Source organism: Luteimonas sp. MC1572 (genome assembly GCF_016615815.1).
Classification (GTDB): Bacteria; Pseudomonadota; Gammaproteobacteria; order Xanthomonadales; family Xanthomonadaceae; genus Luteimonas.
On the sequence record NZ_CP067112.1, the window covers coordinates 2,052,759 to 2,068,965 of the forward strand.

Consider the following 16,207-nt stretch of genomic DNA (forward strand, 5'->3'; position numbering starts at 1 on the left):
GGCGACGCGTCAGATGCGGCGGAACACCAGGCTGCCGTTGGTGCCGCCGAAGCCGAACGAGTTGGACATCGCGATGTCCACCTGCTGCTGGCGTGCGGTGTGCGGCACATAGTCGAGGTCGCAGCCCGGCGACGGGTTGTCGAGGTTGATCGTCGGCGGGATGACGCCCGCATGCAGGGCCATCGCCGAGAACACCGCCTCCACGCCGCCGGCCGCGCCGAGCAGGTGGCCGGTCATCGACTTGGTGGAGCTCACCATGACCTTGCGCGCGTGCTCGCCGAGCACGCTCTTGATGCCCATGGTCTCGGCGAGGTCGCCGGCCGGTGTGGAGGTGCCGTGGGCGTTGATGTAGCCGATGGCGGACGGGTCGATGCCCGCGTCGCTGATCGCCGCGCGCATGCAGCGCGCGCCGCCGCCGCCGTTCTCGCTGGGCGCGGTCATGTGGTACGCGTCACCGCTCATGCCGAAGCCGGCGAGCTCGGCATAGATGCGCGCGCCGCGGGCCTTGGCACGCTCGTATTCCTCGATCACCAGCACGCCGGCGCCATCGCCCATGACGAAGCCGTCGCGGCCCTCGTCCCAGGGGCGCGAAGCCGCGGCCGGATCGTCGTTGCGGGTGGACAGCGCCTTCATCGCGCAGAAGCCGCCGACCGACGTCGGCGTGGTGGCGTACTCGGCACCGCCGGCGATCATGACGTCGGCATCGCCGTACTGGATCATGCGCATCGCCAGGCCGATGTTGTGCGTGGCCGTGGTGCACGCGGTGACCGCGGCGATATTGGGGCCCTGCGCGCCGGTCATGATCGAGACCTGGCCGGCGATCATGTTGATGATGGTGCTTGGCACGTAGAACGGCGAGATCTTGCGCGCGCCGCCCTCGGCGTACTTGAGCGTGGTTTCCTCGATGCCCTTGAGGCCACCGATGCCGGCGCCGATGGCGACACCGATGCGCTCGGGATCGGCTGCCACGTCGAGGCCCGCGTCGGCGATCGCCATCATCGCCGCGGCCACGCCGTAGTGCACGAAGGGGTCCATCTTCTTGACGTCCTTCGGCGCGATCCACTGCGTCGGCTCGAAGCCCCTGACCTCGCCGGCGATGCGCGTGGCAAAGCTGGAAGCGTCGAAGTTGGTGATCGGGCCGATGCCCGAACGCCCGTCCACGATGCCCTGCCAGGACGATGCCAGGTCATTGCCGAGCGGCGACAGGATGCCGAGGCCGGAGATGACGACGCGACGCTTGGACATATGGACTCCTGGACGGTTGCGCGCGCCGCCAACCGGCGCGCCGAAAACGCCCGAGGCCGCATCAGCGGCCCCGGGTTGTCACGCTGCGGCCGAGGGCCGCAATGGACGCATCAGGCCTTGACGTGGGCCTTGATGTAATCGATGGCCTGCTGCACCGAAGTGATCTTCTCGGCTTCCTCGTCCGGGATCTCGCACTCGAACTCTTCTTCGAGGGCCATCACCAGCTCGACGGTGTCGAGGGAGTCGGCTCCGAGGTCGTCGACGAAGGAGGCGCTGGTGCTGACCTCGTCTTCCTTGACGCCCAGTTGTTCGACGACGATTTTCTTGACGCGTTCTTCGATGCTGCTCATGGGTATTCGGCTCCGGTGGAGGCAGTTGCGGTGGATAGTGTAAGGGAAACGGGTGGGACGTTGCTTGCCGCGCGCGGCCCCCGGATCCCGGGGCCCTGCGCTTGGCCTTTCAGTGTCACGGCATGTACATGCCGCCATTGACGTGCAGGGTTTCGCCGGTGATGTAGCTTGCGCCCGGCCCGGCCAGGAACGCGACGGCGCGGGCAATGTCGTCCGCTTCGCCCAGGCGCCCCAGCGCGATCTGCCCGACCAGCGCTTCCTTCGAAGCCTCCGGCAGGTCGCGGGTCATGTCGGTGGCGATGAAGCCCGGCGCCACCACGTTCACGGTCACGCCGCGGCTGCCGATTTCCTTGGCCAGCGACTTGCTGAACGCGATCACGCCCGCCTTGGCGGCGGCGTAGTTGGCCTGGCCGGCATTGCCGGTGACGCCGACGACCGAGGCGATGTTGATGATGCGGCCACGGCGCGCCTTCATCATCGCGCGCATCACCGCCTTGGACGCGCGATAGACGCTGGTGAGGTTGGTATCGAGGATGGCCTGCCAGTCCTCGTCCTTCATGCGCATCAGCAGGTTGTCGCGGGTGATGCCGGCGTTGTTGACGAGGATCGAGATCGCGCCGATGTCCTTGGCGATCGCGTCGACCAGCGCCTCTATTTCGCCCGGCACCGACACGTCCAGCACGCGGCCATGGCCGCCATGCTCCGCCAGGCGCGCGCCGATCGCCTGCGCGCCGGCCTCGCTGGTCGCGGTGCCGATCACGGTGGCGCCCATCGCAGCCAGTTGGTCGGCGATCGCCGCGCCGATGCCGCGGCTCGCGCCGGTCACCAGCGCGATCTCGCCTTTCAATTCCTGTGTCATATGTCCTTGCCTGTATCAGTCAGAGCGTTTCTTGCGACGGATTGACGCGGATGACTCGGATCGGATCGCGGCACTGCACACCAGTCCGGCTTGATCCGCGTGATCCGCGTGGATCCGTGGCAAAAGAATCAGCTGTTGTTCCATTCCGCCAAGGCGGCGTCGAAGTCGTCCGGCGCACCGAGCGCACGGGCGTCCAGCGACTTCTCGATGCGCCTGGCCAGCCCGGTAAGGACCTTGCCGGGGCCGCATTCGCCGATGCGCGTGATGCCGCGGCCGGCCAGCGCCTGGACGCAGGAGGTCCATTGCACCGGCAGGTACAGCTGGCGCACAAGCGCGTCGCGGATCGCCTGCACGCCGTCGTGCACCTCGGCGTCGACGTTCTGCACGACTGGCAACGCCGGGGTATTCCAGGCGAGCCCGGACATGGCTTCGGACAGGCGGTTGGCGGCTTCGCGCATCAACGGCGTGTGCGAAGGCACGCTGACGGCGAGCTTCACCACTTTGCGCACGCCTTTGGCCGCAAGCAGCTCGAGCGCGCGGTCGACCGCGGCCACATGCCCGCCGATGACGATCTGCCCGGGCGAATTGAAGTTGGCCGGCACGACCACGCCGGCATCGCCGGAGGCCTCGACGCAGGTGTCCTGCACCAGTGCGTCCTCGGCGCCGATCACGGCCGCCATCGCGCCGGTGCCGGCCGGCGCCGCGTCCTGCATCAGCTGGCCACGCAGGCGCACGAGCTTCGCGCCGTCGGCCAGCGACAGCGCGCCGGCGGCGACCAGGGCGGCGTATTCGCCCAGGCTGTGGCCGGCCAGCAGCGACGGCGCCTCGCCACCCTGCGCCTGCCAGGCGCGCCAGGCGGCGACGCCGGCGGCCAGCAGCGCGGGCTGGGTGAACTCGGTGCGGTTGAGCTGGTCTTCCGGGCCATCCTGCGACAACGCCCACAGGTCCACGCCGGCGCCCTCGGAAGCTTCGGCGAAGGCGTCACGCACCTCGGGATGGCGTGCACCGAGCCCCGACAGCATGCCGAGCGACTGCGAACCCTGGCCGGGGAAGACGAATGCGAGCGTGGAAGCGGTCAAGCGGGAGTCCTGTTCAAAAACGGGGCGATGATACGGGCGAACCGCCTCCCCCGTCTGTACCCGTGCGTACTGTCGGGGCCGGATGCGCGTGGCCGGCGGCGTGCAGGAGCACCAACGCAAAGGGCCGCGATCGCTCGCGGCCCCTGCGGTTTACGTGTGGTCGCGGCACCGCGACCGGCGCGCTCAATAGCGCAGCAGCGCCGAGCCCCAGGTGAACCCGCCACCGAACGCTTCCAGCAGCACCAGCTGGCCGCGCTGCACCTTGCCCGAGCGCACCGCCTCGTCCAGCGCCAGCGGCACCGACCCCGACGACGTGTTGCCGTGCCTGTCGACGGTGACGATCACGCGCTCCATCGGCATGTCCAGGCGCTTGGCCGTGGCTTCGATGATGCGCAGGTTGGCCTGGTGCGGGATCAGCCAGTCGATGTCATGGCGGTCGACGCCATTGGCCTCGAGCGTCTCCTCGACGATCGCGTCCAGCGCCTTGACCGCGGCCTTGAACACCTCGCTGCCGGCCATCTGGATGCGCACGCCGGCGTTCTTCTCGTTTTCCTTGAATCCCACCGACACGCCGACCGGGTTCCACAGCAGCTCCTTCTTGCCGCCGTCGGCGTGCAGGTGGGTGCTGAGGATGCCGGTCTCGGTATCGGCCTTGAGCACGACCGCGCCGGCACCATCGCCGAACAGCACGCATGTGGTGCGCTCGCTCCAGTCGACCATGCGGGTGAGCGTCTCGGAGCCGATCACCAGCGCCGTCTTCGCGGCGCCCGAGGTGATGAACTTCTCGGCCACGCTGAGGGCGTAGACGAAGCCCGAACAGGCCGCGTTGACGTCGAACGCCGGGCAGCCGTCGGCGCCGAGGCGGTGCTGCACCAGGCAGGCGGTCGACGGAAAAATGATGTCCGGCGTGGTGGTGCCGAGGATGATCAGGTCGAGTTCGGAGGCGTCGACGCCAGCGGCTTCGAGCGCACGCACGGCCGCGTGGTAGGCCAGGTCGCCGGTGGTCTCGCCCTCGGCGGCGACGTGGCGCTGGCGGATGCCGGTGCGGCTGGCGATCCATTCGTCACTGGTGTCGACGAACTTGGCAAGGTCGTCGTTGGTCAGCACCTTGGCCGGCAGATAGCTGCCGGTGCCCGCGATGCGCGCGTAGATGCGCGGCGCTGGGGCCGTCGCGGGGATTGCGGACTCACTCATCTGGTGGATCGACCTCACTGGTTCCGGCGCCGGCAATGCCGGCGGATCGCGCGGCGCTCAGCGCACGCGCGATGGCCATGCCCGCCGCCGCGCGGCGGGCCGGGAGGTCAATCTTCCTCGGCGATCTTGACCTTCGGCTGCACGACCTGGCGACCGCGGTAGAAACCATCCGGGGTGACGTGGTGGCGCAGGTGCGTCTCACCCGACGTCGGGTCGGTGGACAGCTGCTTGGCGCTCAGCGCGTCATGCGCACGGCGCATGCCACGGCGGGAGGGGGAAACGCGGGACTTCTGTACGGCCATGGGTGTGCTCCAAACGAAACCGGGTTGTCAGTTCTTTTTCAGGTCAGCCAACGCCGCGAACGGGTTGGCGCGTTTTTCTTCATCTTCCGAAACCGGCCAGTCGCGCTCGACGCTTTCCGAACCGGGTGCCACGGGCACCACCGGCACGGCCAGGATCAGCTCGTCCTCGACCAGCTCCGCGGGCCGCACGATGCCGTCGTCGGCCACCAGCAGGGCTTCGTAGCCCTCCGGCAGCGCGGCTTCGGCGGCCTCCTCGTCATCCCCGTCCCGCAGCAGGCCAAGACGCTGCACCACCGAGACCGGGAACAGGAACCGCTGCAGGGTGCGCTGGCAAAGCAGCGGCAACTCCGCGTCGATCCTCAGCTCCACGAAAGGCACCTGCAGCTCGTCACGATCGAAGCCGAGGCTGAAGGAGACATCCCCTTCCGCATCGACCAGCGTGTCGCCCAGCCGCGCAAACGCGGACAGCGGCAGGCGGCCAGCGAACTCGCGCCGGGCCGCGACCATGCGCCAAGCGTCCAATACCTCGGGCACGTCTGCAGACATAAGCCGGAGAATGTTAGGCCTCGCCCCGACACCTGTCAAACCGCGGATCCCGGCCAACCCCTTGTACACGGGGGCAATTTGCCCGGGCCGTGCCGCAACGGGCAGACTGCTGGCCCGCAACCGAGGGCTCCCGCGTGTCTCCGACGCCGCTGCTGATTGTACTCGCGTCACTGGCCGCGGCCCTGTGGCTGCTGCTGCGCCGGGCCGGCAGCGGCCGGCGGCGCCGCGCCCTGGCCGGGGTCCTCGACGCCGCCGATGCCCTGGAATCGCGCCTGCGCACCGCGCGTGCGGAGTTCGAGGCGGTCGCCGGCGATGCCGTCGATCCGGTGCGCGCCGCCCTGCAGGAGATGCTGCGCCAGCGCCTGTGGCTGCAGCAGCACGGCGAAAGCGCTTCGCTCGCCCAGCTGGCGACGGTGCGTGAATCCATCGATGCCGCACGCACCCGCATCGAGCAGGAGCTGTCGCGGATCGAGCGCGCACGCGCGCCGCTGCGCTGATGCGCATGCCTGCCCTGGTCCTGGCCTCCACCTCTCCTTACCGCCGCGACTTGCTGGCGCGCCTGCGCCTGCCGTTCGAATGTGCCCGCCCCGAGGTCGACGAGACCCCGCGCCCCGGCGAAGCTCCCGCAGCGCTGGCCATGCGCCTGGCGCAGTCCAAGGCCGCAGCGGTCGCCACGTCGCATCCCGACGCATGGGTGATCGGCTCCGACCAGGTGGCCGAACTCGACGGCCGGCCGATCGGCAAGGCCGGAGGACGCGACGCCGCGATCGCCCAGTTGCTCGCGATGTCGGCGCGCGAGGTCGTCTTCCACACCGCCGTGGCCGTGGCGGGCGGCGACGCAGTACACGCCGAAATCGACACCACGCGCGTGCGCCTGCGCGCCCTCGACGTCGACGCGATCACGCGCTACGTCGACGCCGAGCAGCCCTGGGACTGCGCCGGAAGTTTCAAGTGCGAGGGCTACGGGATCGCGCTCTTCGAGGCCATCCACAGCAGCGACCCGACGGCGCTGGTCGGCCTGCCGCTGATCGCGACCGCGCGCCTGCTGCGCGCGGCCGGCTACGTCCTACCCTGACCACAGCACCACGGCGGCGCGGCGACGCACACAGGCGCTCAGTCGCCGCTTTCCACCACGATGCGCTGCTCCGGCCAGTCCTCGACGCTGCCGTCCTTGCCGTGCAGGCGCAGGCCAAGCCAACGCACGCCCTGCAGGCCAGCCGGCAGGATGACATCGGCCTGGAAACCGACCGCCGGGTGCGCGGGATCGGTCGAGATCGCCCAGTAGCCGGCGACATGGGGCCGCTCGAGCCCGTATTGCGCGGTCGCCACCACCTGGCCGTCGAGCGTGACCTCGACGCGGTCGATGCCCACGCCGTCCTTGAACGCCCAGCCGGCCACGGCGACATGGTCGTCGACACGGGCACCGGCCGCGGGACTGTCGAACCAGGCCATCGCCGGCAGCGTGCAGCCGCCTTCGGGCATGTCCGGGGCGCGTGGGCCGAGCGCGAACAGCAGGAAGCGGGTGCGGCCGTGGTCGACGCTGACCACGCGCGGCGGCGGCAACGGTCCGAACCGCCGGCACAGCGCGTGGTAGCGCAGCAGCAGGTGCTTGTATTCGACTTCGTTGGCGGCCACGACCAGCAGCACCGGATCGCCGCCACGGTCGACCGCCCCGCTCGCCTCGAGCCCCCACAGCCTGAGCTGGGGCGCACGCCCGTGGTCGCGGTTGACCGGATGCTCGAGCACTTCGATGCGCGGATTGCCGAGCGCGAACCCAAGCTCGGCACCGACCTTGAAGTTGTCGGCGACGAGGCGCGTGCCCTCCGGCATGGCGGCGCGCTCCTCGCGGACGGCGTGGGCAAGTTCATTCCAGCCTGCGAAGTTCGACGGGTACCACTTCAGCGTGGCGGTCTGCGCGCGCAGCGCTGGCATCGACACCACCAGGTAGTAGCCCAGCACCACGACCAGGCCGCACGCGGCCATCACCCAGGTCGCCGCACGCAGCCATGGCCGCCAGTGCGCCAGCGCCGCAGGCAGTAGCGGCAGCAGCGCGAGCAGGCCCGGCAGCGGCCAATGGAAGCTGACGCGCTCGGTATCGGCAAAGAACCCAAGCACGAAGAATCCGAGCACCAGCAGCAGCCCGCACAGCGCCAGGAACCGCACCGGCTCGCTGGCTTCGCGCACGCCGCGCACGCCGGCCAGCAGCAGCGCGACGAACAGCAGCGGCGTGGCCAGCAGCGCCTGGATCGCGATGAACCACAAGCCATCCGGATGCCACGACCACGGGTGGCGATCGACCAACTGGAAGCGCAGGCCCGCCTCGGCGTTCTCGAAGTTCCAGGCCAGCAACGGGGTCCATGCCGCGGCGCCGAACGCGATCGCGATCCACACGCGCGGGTCGCGCAGCACCTGCCTGCCCTGTGGCAGCAGCAGGAGCGCAACGAAACCCACCCCTACCACCGCCGCGAAGCGGTAGTGGCTAAGCGCGCCGATTGCCAGTCCCAGCGCGAACTGCAGCACCACGCCGTAGCCAACGCCGCGCAGCATGCGCGTGCCCGCATCCAGGCACAGCAGCGTCGCCAGCGCCATCGCCGTGTCGGGCAATGCCATCAGCCCAAGGCTGCCGGCCAGCGGCAGCAGCAGCGCGGCAATGCCCGCGACCCAGGCCTGCGGCTCGCCGAATTCGCGTGCTGCGATACGGACCACCAACCACGGCAACGCGGCGGCAACCAGCAGGAACGGCATGCGCAGCGCCAGCACGCCGTCGCCGAAGACCATGCTGCCCACCCGGATCATCCACGCCGTGAGCCCCGGCAGGTCCGAGTACGCCCATGCGAGGTGGCGGCTCTCCTGCCAGTAGAAGGCCTCGTCGACGAACAGCGGCAGGCGCACGGCGATCGCCGCCTTGAGGAGCAGCAGCGCGCACCACAACGCGATGAAGATCACGCGCGCATCGATCGATTTCCGCATCCGCCAGCGACCTCGTTAGACTCGATGATCCGCCCGGGACCCGGGCACGCCTGCACACCATGTGAGCCACGACATGCTAACCGACGCCCTGCGGCAGGCCCTGCAAGACGCACAGGCGCAGGTGAATTCCCTGGTGCTGGGCAAGGAGCAGGCGGTGCGCCTTGCGTTCACCGCCCTGCTCGCCGATGGCCACCTGCTGATCGAGGACCTGCCAGGCCTGGGCAAGACCACGCTGGCACACGCGCTGGCGGCCACGCTGGGCCTCGGATTCCAGCGCGTGCAGTTCACCTCCGACCTGCTGCCCTCGGACATCGTCGGCGTGTCGGTGTATGACGCGCAGGCGCGCAGCTTCAGCTTCCACCCGGGCCCGGTGTTCACCCAGGTATTGCTGGCCGACGAGATCAACCGCGCGCCGCCGCGCACGCAGAGCGCGCTGCTCGAGGCGATGGCGGAGCACCAGGTCACCGTGGATGGCACCACGCATGCGTTGCCGCAGCCGTTCTTCGTGATCGCCACGCAGAACCCGGTGGACCTTGCCGGCACCTATCCCCTGCCCGACTCGCAGCTCGATCGCTTCCTGCTGCGCCTTGACCTCGGCTATCCCGACGAAGCCGCCGAGCGCGCGCTGCTTGCCGGTGCCGACCGCCGCGCGCTGATCGGGCAGGCCATGCCGATGCTCGGCGAACACGACGTGCTGCGGCTGCGCCAGGCCGCGGCCGCCGTGCACGCCAGCGACGCCCTGGTGCGCTACGTGCAGGCGCTGCTGGCGCGCAGCCGCCACCATGCCGGCGTGCGCGTCGGCCTGTCGCCGCGTGCAGGCATCGCGCTGCTGCGCGCGGCGCGCGCGCATGCACTGCTGCTTGGCCGCGACCATGTCCTGCCCGACGACGTGCAGCGGCTGTTCGGCGCGGTGGCGGCGCATCGCCTGGTGGGCGATGCCGATGCCGGCGACGACACCACGCTGGCGCAGGCGATCCTGCACGCCGTCGCGGTCGACTGAGGGTGGCAAGGCGGCGCCTGGCCGGGCTGCGCGCACGCCTCGAGGCGCTGGCGCGGCCGCGTCGCCCCGAATCGTTTCCGGTCACGTTCGACCGCCGCCGCATCTACGTGCTGCCCACGGCATTCGGTGCGTTCTTTGTCGCCCTGCTGGTGGTGATGCTGCTCGGCGCTCTCAATTACAACAACAACCCGGCGCTGCTGCTGGCCCTGCTGCTGGCCGGCGCCGGCAATACCAGCCTGCTGGTCGCGCACCTGCAGCTGTCGGGCCTGCGCATCGTCGCCGTGGAAGCCGAGCCGGTACCCGCGGGCACGCCGCTGCTGTTGCGCGTGCACGCGCGCGCCGAACCGGGGCGCACGCGACGCGGCCTGCGCGTCGAGGCCGGTGACGCGCAAGCCGTGCTGTCCCTGCGCGGCGGCGCCGGCGAGGCGCGCCTGGCGCTCCCGACGCAGCGCCGCGGATGGCTGCAACCCGGCCGCCTGCGGATCTCGACCACGCGCCCACTGGGGCTGGCGCGCGCGTGGGCGTACGCATGGCCCGCGGACGATGTGCTGGTCTATCCGCGGCCGGAAACCGATGACCCGCCACTGCCGCATGGCCACGGCGACAACGCCCGGGCGCGCCTGCAGCCCACCGGCGACGATGTCCACCACCTGCGCGCGTACCGCCGCGGTGATGCGCGCCGTGCCATCGCGTGGAAGCCATCGGCGCGCCGCGACACGCTGCTGGTGCGCGAATACGAACAGCCGCAGGGCGCCGACGTGGTGCTGGACTGGCTGGCGCTGGCCCCTCTGGCCTACGAGGACCGCATCGCCCGCCTGGCGCGTTGGGTCGACCAGGCCGAACGCGAAGGCCGACGCTGGCGCCTGCAGTTGGCGCAGCAGCCGGCGATCGGCCCAGGCCGCGGCGCGGCGCATCGCCATGCCTGCCTGCGCGCGCTCGCGCTGCTGCCGCTGGCAACCGGCGCGGAGCACAACGACCTTGGCTAGGCGTCGACCGTCCCGCAGCGCGCCGCTCGACGCGCAGGCGCGCGGCTGGTCGCTTGCGGCCGCGGGCGCATGCCTGTTGCCGCTCCTGCTGCAGCTGCCGGGCACGCTCGCGCTCGGGCTTGCGCTGGCCGGCAGCGTCGCCACCGCCGCTTCGCGGCGTCGTCCGCTGCCGGCCGCGCTGCGCCTGGTGCTGTCGCTGGCGCTGGTGGCGGTGGTGCTGGCCAATGCGCGCTTCGCATTCGGCCGCGACACCGGCTGCGCACTGCTCGCCGCGATGCTGGCGCTGAAACCGATGGAACTCGCCACGCTGCGCGATGCACGCAGCCTGCTCGGGTTCGCGCTGTTCGCCCCGTTCGCGACCTTCCTGCTCGACCAGGGACCGCTGTCGCTGGTGCTCGGCCTCGGGGCCGCGGTGCTGGTGCTGGCCGCACTGCTGCGCCTGTCGGAAATGGAAAGTGGCGAACCCGAGGTGCTGGCCCCGGCACCGCGCCTGGCGCGGGTGCTGCGCCTGGTGGCGATCGGCCTGCCTCTCGCGCTGGCGGCATTCTGGCTGTTCCCGCGCATGGCCACGCCGCTGTGGGGCGTGCCCGAGCGCGTCATCGCACGCCCCGGCCTGTCGGACACCATGGCGCCGGGCGAGTGGCTCGACCTCATGAACGACGACAGCGTGGCGCTGCGCGTCGCCTTCGATGGCCCGGCACCGCCGACCTCGGAGATGTACTGGCGCGGACCGGTGCTGTGGAACTACGACGGCCGCGAATGGACCACCTCGCCGTGGTTCCGCGGCCTGCCGGCGGCACCCGTCACCCATGGGCCACGGCGCTACCGCTACGACCTGGAAGTCGAGGCGACGGACCGCCGCCAACTCGTCGCGCTCGAGCTGCCAACCGAAGTGCCGGACGGCGCCCAGGCGTCGATCGACCACATGCTGCGCACGGAGCGGCCACTGTCGGCCACCACGCGCTGGCGGATGACCTCGGCCGCACCGGTGGCCTTCGAGCCCGACCTGCGCGGCACCCTGCGCGCCGCCGCGTTGCGCCTGCCGGATGGTTTCAATCCGCGCACCATCGCACTGGCGCGGGACTGGCGCGCACAGGCCGGCAGCGGCAACGACGCGGCGATCGTGGAGCGCGCCCTCGCCTGGATCGGTGCCGAATTCGGCTACACGCTGAGCACGCCGCTGCCGGGACGGCACGCGGTGGACGAGTTCCTGTTCGACCAGAAACAGGGCTTCTGCGAACACTTCAGCTCGGCGTTCGTGGTGCTGATGCGCGCCGCCGGCGTGCCCGCCCGTGTCGTCACCGGCTACGCCGGCGGCTACCGCAACCCCTTTGGTGGCTACTGGATCGTGCGCCGCTCCGACGCCCATGCCTGGGCCGAAGTCTGGCTGCCCGGGCGCGGCTGGGTGCGCGTCGACCCGACCGCCGCGGTCGCGCCGGAGCGCATCTACGACACCCTCGCCGACCGCGCCTCGGGAGGCCCCGCCGGGCTGCGGGCGCTGGCACCGATGTACGACGTCGGCGACTGGATGCGCCGCGGCTGGAATGACCTCGTGCTTGGCTTCGACGCCGCCCGCCAGCAACGCCTGCTGCGTCCGCTGGGTGGCGGCGACCTCGGCAGCAGCCAGCTGGTGGCGCTGTTCGCGCTCATCGGCGGCGCCGCGCTGGCGGCCATGCTGTGGCTGGTCGCGCGTGGCGAACGCGAGCGCGACCCCGTGCTGCGCGCCTGGCACCGGCTGGGCGCGCGCTATGCCCGCCTCGGCCTCGGTCGCCGCCCGCACGAGACCGCAGACGCCTGGAGCGCGCGGGTGCTTGCGCTGCGTCCGCAGTCCACTGCGCTGGTCGCCCTCAGCGCGCGTTTCGCGGAATGGCGGTACGCTCGCGGTCGCGGCGGCGACGCCCGCACGCTGGTCCACGACCTGCGCGCCCATCGCCCCTGACAGGCGCCCTCGTGCAACCCCAAGCAACGCCGGAGATCCGCATGACCATCCGTCCCTTCATCGCCATGGCCGCCGCGCTGCTGCTTGCGGCCTGCGCGTCGCAGCCACATCCGCTGCAGGGCGAGTTCAACCCGCTCTCGCCGCGCGACGCCGCCGCCGGGGAAGCCACCGGCGCCGTCGTGCGCTGGGGCGGGCGCATCGTCCAGGTGGAACCACGCCCGGACAGCACCTGCTTTGAAATGGTGTCCGCGCGCCTCGACCACTATGGCCGGCCGTACTGGGCTGGCGACGACACCGGCGGGCGGTTCATCGCCTGCCGTGCGGGCTTCTACGACCCGGCGGTGTTCGAGCGCAACCGCGACGTCACCTTCACCGGGCGCATCAGCGGATACGAAACCCGCAAGATCGGCGGCTACGACTACCGCTTCCCGCAGGTCGCGGCGGACGTCGTCTACCTGTGGCCCAAGCGCGACCACATCAACGTGATCACCCGCCCGGCGCCGTGGCCGTGGTGGGGCTACTGGTAAGCGCCCGGCGCGGGCGGGCAGGCGCGCTCAGAGCGTCGTGCCGAAGCGCCCGAGCGGCGCACCGGCCAGCAGGTGCAGGTGCAGCTGGAACACCGTCTGCCCGCCGTCGCCGTTGCAGTTGATCACGATCCGGTAGCCGTCTTCGGCAAAGCCCTCGCGGCGCGCGTAGTCCGCCGCGGCCAGCGCCAGCCGGCCCACGAGTTCCGGCTGTTCGCGCGGCAGGTCGTTGAGCGTGGCCACGTCGACCTTGGGCACGAACAGCACGTGCACCGGCGCCTGCGGCGCGATGTCGCGGAACGCGAGCAGGTGCTCGTCCTCGTAGACGATGTCCGCGGGAATCTCGCGGTTGATGATCTTGTGGAAGATGGTGGACATGGCGCGGGCCCCGGATGCCGGATGGATGCGGGCATCGTAGCCCGAAGCCCGCGGACGCTCCGCTCAGCCGGCTTCGCTGCGCGACCCGAACGCGTGCGACAGCGTGCCGCGGTCCACGTATTCCAGCTCGCCGCCCAAGGGCAGCCCGTGCGCAAGCCGGCTCGGGCGCACGCCGTGCTGGCGCGCCAGCTGCGCCAGGTAGTGCGCGGTGGCCTCGCCCTCCACCGTCGGGTTGGTGGCGATGATCAGTTCCTGCACCTCGCCTTCGGCGAGACGCGCGGCGAGCTGCTCCAGGCCGAGTTCGCGCGGGCCGATGCCGTCGAGCGGGCTCAGCCGGCCCTGCAGCACGAAATACAGGCCGCGGTAGCCGGTGGCCTGTTCGATCGCCAGCCGGTCGGCCGGCGACTCCACCGCGCACAGCAGCTGGACGTCGCGCGCGGCGCTGGAGCAGGTCGTGCACAGCGGCTGTTCGCTGAAGTCGCGGCAGCGCGTGCAGTGACCGATGCGTTCCACCGCATCGGCGAGCACCGCGGCGAGGCGGCGCCCGCCGTCGCGCCCGCGCTCGAGCACGTGGTAGGCCATGCGCTGGGCGGTCTTCGGGCCCACGCCGGGCAGCACGCGGAACGCCTCGACCAACTGTTCGAGCAGCGGTGCACTCATCGGCGGCAGGCGCGTATCAGGAGGTCGCGCGTGGTCAGAACGGCATCTTCATGCCGGGCGGCAGCGCCATGCCCGCGGTGGCCGCGCCCATGCGCGACTGCGATTCGGCGTCGACCTTGTTGCTGGCATCGTTGAACGCCGCGGCGATCAGGTCTTCGGCCATCTCCGGATCCGACAGCACGCTGGGATCGATGCGCACCTTGCGGCACTCCTTGCGGCCGGTCAGGGTGACTTCCACCATGCCGCCGCCGGCGCTGCCGGTGACTTCGACATTGGCGAGTTCTTCCTGCGCCTTCTGCAGGTTCTCCTGCATCTTCTGCGCCTGCTGCATCAGCTGGGCGATGTTTCCACGCATGTCAGTGCTCCTGGTCTTCTAGGGGGCGGATCGAATCGGGGACGAGCCGCGCGCCGTGTTGCGACATCAGCCGCTGCACGTCGGGGTCGTTGAGAAACGTGCTCTCGGCAGCGCCCTGGCGCTCGTCGCGCACGCGCTCGTTGCGCGCGTGCAGGGTTTCGCCGGCCGCGGTACTGGTGGCCGATTCGAAACGGATCTCCGGGGCGCTGCCCCAGCGTGCGCCAAGAGCGTCGGCGAGCTGCTGCACCAGGAACGGCGCGCGCAGGTGTTCGTCGGCCGCGGGCAGCGACAGGCGCAGCACGCCCTGCTCATGGCCGACGAAGGCCGAGCTGGCTGCGAGTTCGCGCACCGGCCCGCGCAACCCGAGGCTGGCGACGAGATCCGGCCACTGGTCGTGGTCGATGGCGGGCGCCGGCGCTGAACGGGCGGGTGCGGGTGCGGGTGCAGGTGCGGGTGCGGCTGTGACGGCAGCCGTCGCGATCGGAACCGGCGCGGCGTGCGCCGCCGGAGCCGCCGGCGCCGCAGATGCGGCAGGCGATCCGCTACGCGCGACCGGCGGCGGCAGTTCGCGTGCGGACGCAGTCATCGGGGGCGATGTACCCGGCGATGCCGGTGCTGCAGCCCCGAGCGCGGCGCGCGCAGCTGCCGCGGCCGAGACGCCGCTGGCACGCCCACCGGCGGCCTCGCTCCCCGATGCCGCTGCCCCGCCCTCGCCGGGCCGGAACGCCAGCATGCGCAGCAGGCTCATCTCGAAGCCCGCGCGGGTACTCGGCGCCATGCCGATGTCGCGCCGGCCCGAAACCGCCATCTGGTACCAGAGCTGCACCAGCTCCGGGCGCAGCGCGGCCGCCAGCGCCTCGACGTCGATGCCTTCGCCGTCGACCTCGCTGCCCGGCACCAGCTGCCGCACCTGGATGCGGTGCAGCGCCGCCGCGAGCGCCTCGAGCACGCTGGCCCAGTCCGGCGAATAACCTGCCAGCACTTCGATTTCCGCCATCAGCGCGGCGCCGTCGCTCGCGGCCAGCGCCGCGAGCAGCGTCGCCACGCGGGTGCGGTCGACCGTGCCGAGCATCGTCGCCACCGCGTCGTCGGTGAGGCTGCCGCGGCCTTCGCCGGCGCCGGTGTAGGCGATCGCCTGGTCGAGCAGCGACAGGCCGTCGCGCAGGCTGCCGTCGGCCGCGCGCGCCAGCTGGCGCACCGCGCCGGGCTCGGCGGCGATGCCCTCGGCGCCCAGGATCTTGTCGATCTGGCCACCGATCTGCGCTTCGTCCAGGCGCTTCAGGTTGAACTGCAGGCAGCGCGACAGCACCGTCACCAGCAGCTTCTGCGGATCGGTGGTGGCGAACAGGAACTTGACGTGTTCCGGCGGCTCTTCGAGCGTCTTCAGCAGGGCGTTGAACGCCTGCTTGGTGAGCATGTGCACCTCGTCGATCAGGTACACCTTGTAGCGCCCCCGCGACGGCATGTACTGCGCGTTCTCGATCAGGTCGCGGACGTTGTCGACGCCGGTGTTGGAAGCGGCGTCGATCTCCAGCAGGTCGATGTAGCGGCCGGCGTCGATCGCCTGGCAGGTCTCGCACTGCCCGCAGGGATCGCTGGACGCGCCGTGTTCGCAGTTCAGGCTCTTGGCGAAGATCCGCGCGATGGTGGTCTTGCCCACCCCGCGCGTGCCCGTGAACAGGAACGCGTGGTGGACGCGGCCGGAATCGAGCGCGTTGGTGAGCGCACGGACCACGTGCTCCTGGCCGACGAGCTCGGCGAACCGCTTCGGGCGCCACTTGCGGGCGAGGACGAGGTAGGACATGCCGCCATTCTGCCAC

At 71.0% G+C, this 16,207-nt stretch carries 18 protein-coding genes; 6 read left to right on the top strand and 12 right to left on the bottom strand.

The window, feature by feature from the left end; genetic code table 11:
- Positions 1–9 precede the first annotated feature (9 nt).
- From fabF to JGR64_RS09350, 7 genes are all read right to left on the bottom strand, one after another.
- Entirely contained in the window at positions 10–1,245 is a 1,236-nt protein-coding gene (gene fabF / locus JGR64_RS09320) for a beta-ketoacyl-ACP synthase II (RefSeq protein ID WP_199373079.1), read from the bottom strand.
- Between the two features lie 110 nt (positions 1,246–1,355).
- Complete coding sequence (gene acpP / locus JGR64_RS09325; RefSeq protein ID WP_182820475.1) at positions 1,356–1,595, bottom strand: acyl carrier protein; 240 nt, start codon at positions 1,593–1,595, stop codon at positions 1,356–1,358.
- Positions 1,596–1,710: 115 nt separating this feature from the next.
- A complete protein-coding gene (gene fabG / locus JGR64_RS09330; RefSeq protein WP_199373080.1) occupies positions 1,711–2,454 on the bottom strand; it encodes a 3-oxoacyl-ACP reductase FabG in 744 nt (247 codons plus the stop codon).
- 128 nt (positions 2,455–2,582) lie between these two features.
- Entirely contained in the window at positions 2,583–3,533 is a 951-nt protein-coding gene (gene fabD, locus JGR64_RS09335) for an ACP S-malonyltransferase (RefSeq protein ID WP_199373081.1), read from the bottom strand.
- A gap of 183 nt (positions 3,534–3,716) precedes the next feature.
- Entirely contained in the window at positions 3,717–4,727 is a 1,011-nt protein-coding gene (locus JGR64_RS09340; protein WP_199373082.1) for a beta-ketoacyl-ACP synthase III, read from the bottom strand.
- A 107-nt stretch (positions 4,728–4,834) separates the two neighbouring features.
- Positions 4,835–5,029 (bottom strand): 50S ribosomal protein L32, encoded by a 195-nt coding sequence (gene rpmF / locus JGR64_RS09345; RefSeq protein WP_199373083.1) that lies wholly within the window; start codon positions 5,027–5,029, stop codon positions 4,835–4,837.
- 27 nt (positions 5,030–5,056) lie between these two features.
- A complete protein-coding gene (locus JGR64_RS09350; protein ID WP_199373084.1) occupies positions 5,057–5,575 on the bottom strand; it encodes a YceD family protein in 519 nt (172 codons plus the stop codon).
- Positions 5,576–5,709: 134 nt separating this feature from the next.
- On the opposite strand from JGR64_RS09350, the gene JGR64_RS09355 reads away from it, so the two are divergent.
- Positions 5,710–6,072, top strand: coding sequence for a hypothetical protein (locus JGR64_RS09355; protein ID WP_199373085.1), 363 nt, complete (start codon positions 5,710–5,712; stop codon positions 6,070–6,072).
- 5 nt (positions 6,073–6,077) lie between these two features.
- Positions 6,078–6,650, top strand: coding sequence for a Maf family nucleotide pyrophosphatase (locus JGR64_RS09360; RefSeq protein WP_199373086.1), 573 nt, complete (start codon positions 6,078–6,080; stop codon positions 6,648–6,650).
- 38 nt (positions 6,651–6,688) lie between these two features.
- Here the strand turns inward: JGR64_RS09360 and JGR64_RS09365 are convergent, their stop codons facing one another.
- Positions 6,689–8,545 (bottom strand): glycosyltransferase family 39 protein, encoded by a 1,857-nt coding sequence (locus JGR64_RS09365; protein WP_199373087.1) that lies wholly within the window; start codon positions 8,543–8,545, stop codon positions 6,689–6,691.
- Positions 8,546–8,618: 73 nt separating this feature from the next.
- On the opposite strand from JGR64_RS09365, the gene JGR64_RS09370 reads away from it, so the two are divergent.
- From JGR64_RS09370 to JGR64_RS09385, 4 genes are read left to right on the top strand one after another with little or no spacing between them, the layout of a single operon-like run.
- Positions 8,619–9,545, top strand: coding sequence for an AAA family ATPase (locus tag JGR64_RS09370; RefSeq protein ID WP_199373088.1), 927 nt, complete (start codon positions 8,619–8,621; stop codon positions 9,543–9,545).
- Between the two features lie 17 nt (positions 9,546–9,562).
- Positions 9,563–10,531, top strand: a complete 969-nt coding sequence (locus JGR64_RS09375; protein ID WP_199373264.1) for a DUF58 domain-containing protein — start codon at positions 9,563–9,565, stop codon at positions 10,529–10,531.
- Complete coding sequence (locus tag JGR64_RS09380; RefSeq protein ID WP_199373089.1) at positions 10,464–12,470, top strand: DUF3488 and transglutaminase-like domain-containing protein; 2,007 nt, start codon at positions 10,464–10,466, stop codon at positions 12,468–12,470. The genes JGR64_RS09375 and JGR64_RS09380 overlap by 68 nt, the downstream gene beginning before the upstream one ends.
- 41 nt (positions 12,471–12,511) lie before the next feature.
- A complete protein-coding gene (locus tag JGR64_RS09385; protein WP_199373090.1) occupies positions 12,512–12,997 on the top strand; it encodes a Slp family lipoprotein in 486 nt (161 codons plus the stop codon).
- Positions 12,998–13,024: 27 nt separating this feature from the next.
- Here the strand turns inward: JGR64_RS09385 and JGR64_RS09390 are convergent, their stop codons facing one another.
- From JGR64_RS09390 to dnaX, 4 genes are all read right to left on the bottom strand, one after another.
- Positions 13,025–13,372: a histidine triad nucleotide-binding protein gene (locus tag JGR64_RS09390; protein ID WP_199373091.1), complete on the bottom strand. Its 348-nt coding sequence runs from the start codon at positions 13,370–13,372 to the stop codon at positions 13,025–13,027.
- Between the two features lie 63 nt (positions 13,373–13,435).
- Complete coding sequence (recR, locus tag JGR64_RS09395; RefSeq protein WP_199373092.1) at positions 13,436–14,032, bottom strand: recombination mediator RecR; 597 nt, start codon at positions 14,030–14,032, stop codon at positions 13,436–13,438.
- Positions 14,033–14,066: 34 nt separating this feature from the next.
- Positions 14,067–14,387 carry a YbaB/EbfC family nucleoid-associated protein gene (locus JGR64_RS09400; RefSeq protein ID WP_199373093.1) on the bottom strand — a complete coding sequence of 107 codons (321 nt, stop codon included), beginning with the start codon at positions 14,385–14,387 and terminating at the stop codon, positions 14,067–14,069.
- Position 14,388: 1 nt separating this feature from the next.
- Entirely contained in the window at positions 14,389–16,191 is a 1,803-nt protein-coding gene (dnaX, locus tag JGR64_RS09405) for a DNA polymerase III subunit gamma/tau (RefSeq protein ID WP_199373094.1), read from the bottom strand.
- Between the last annotated feature and the right edge of the window lie 16 nt (positions 16,192–16,207).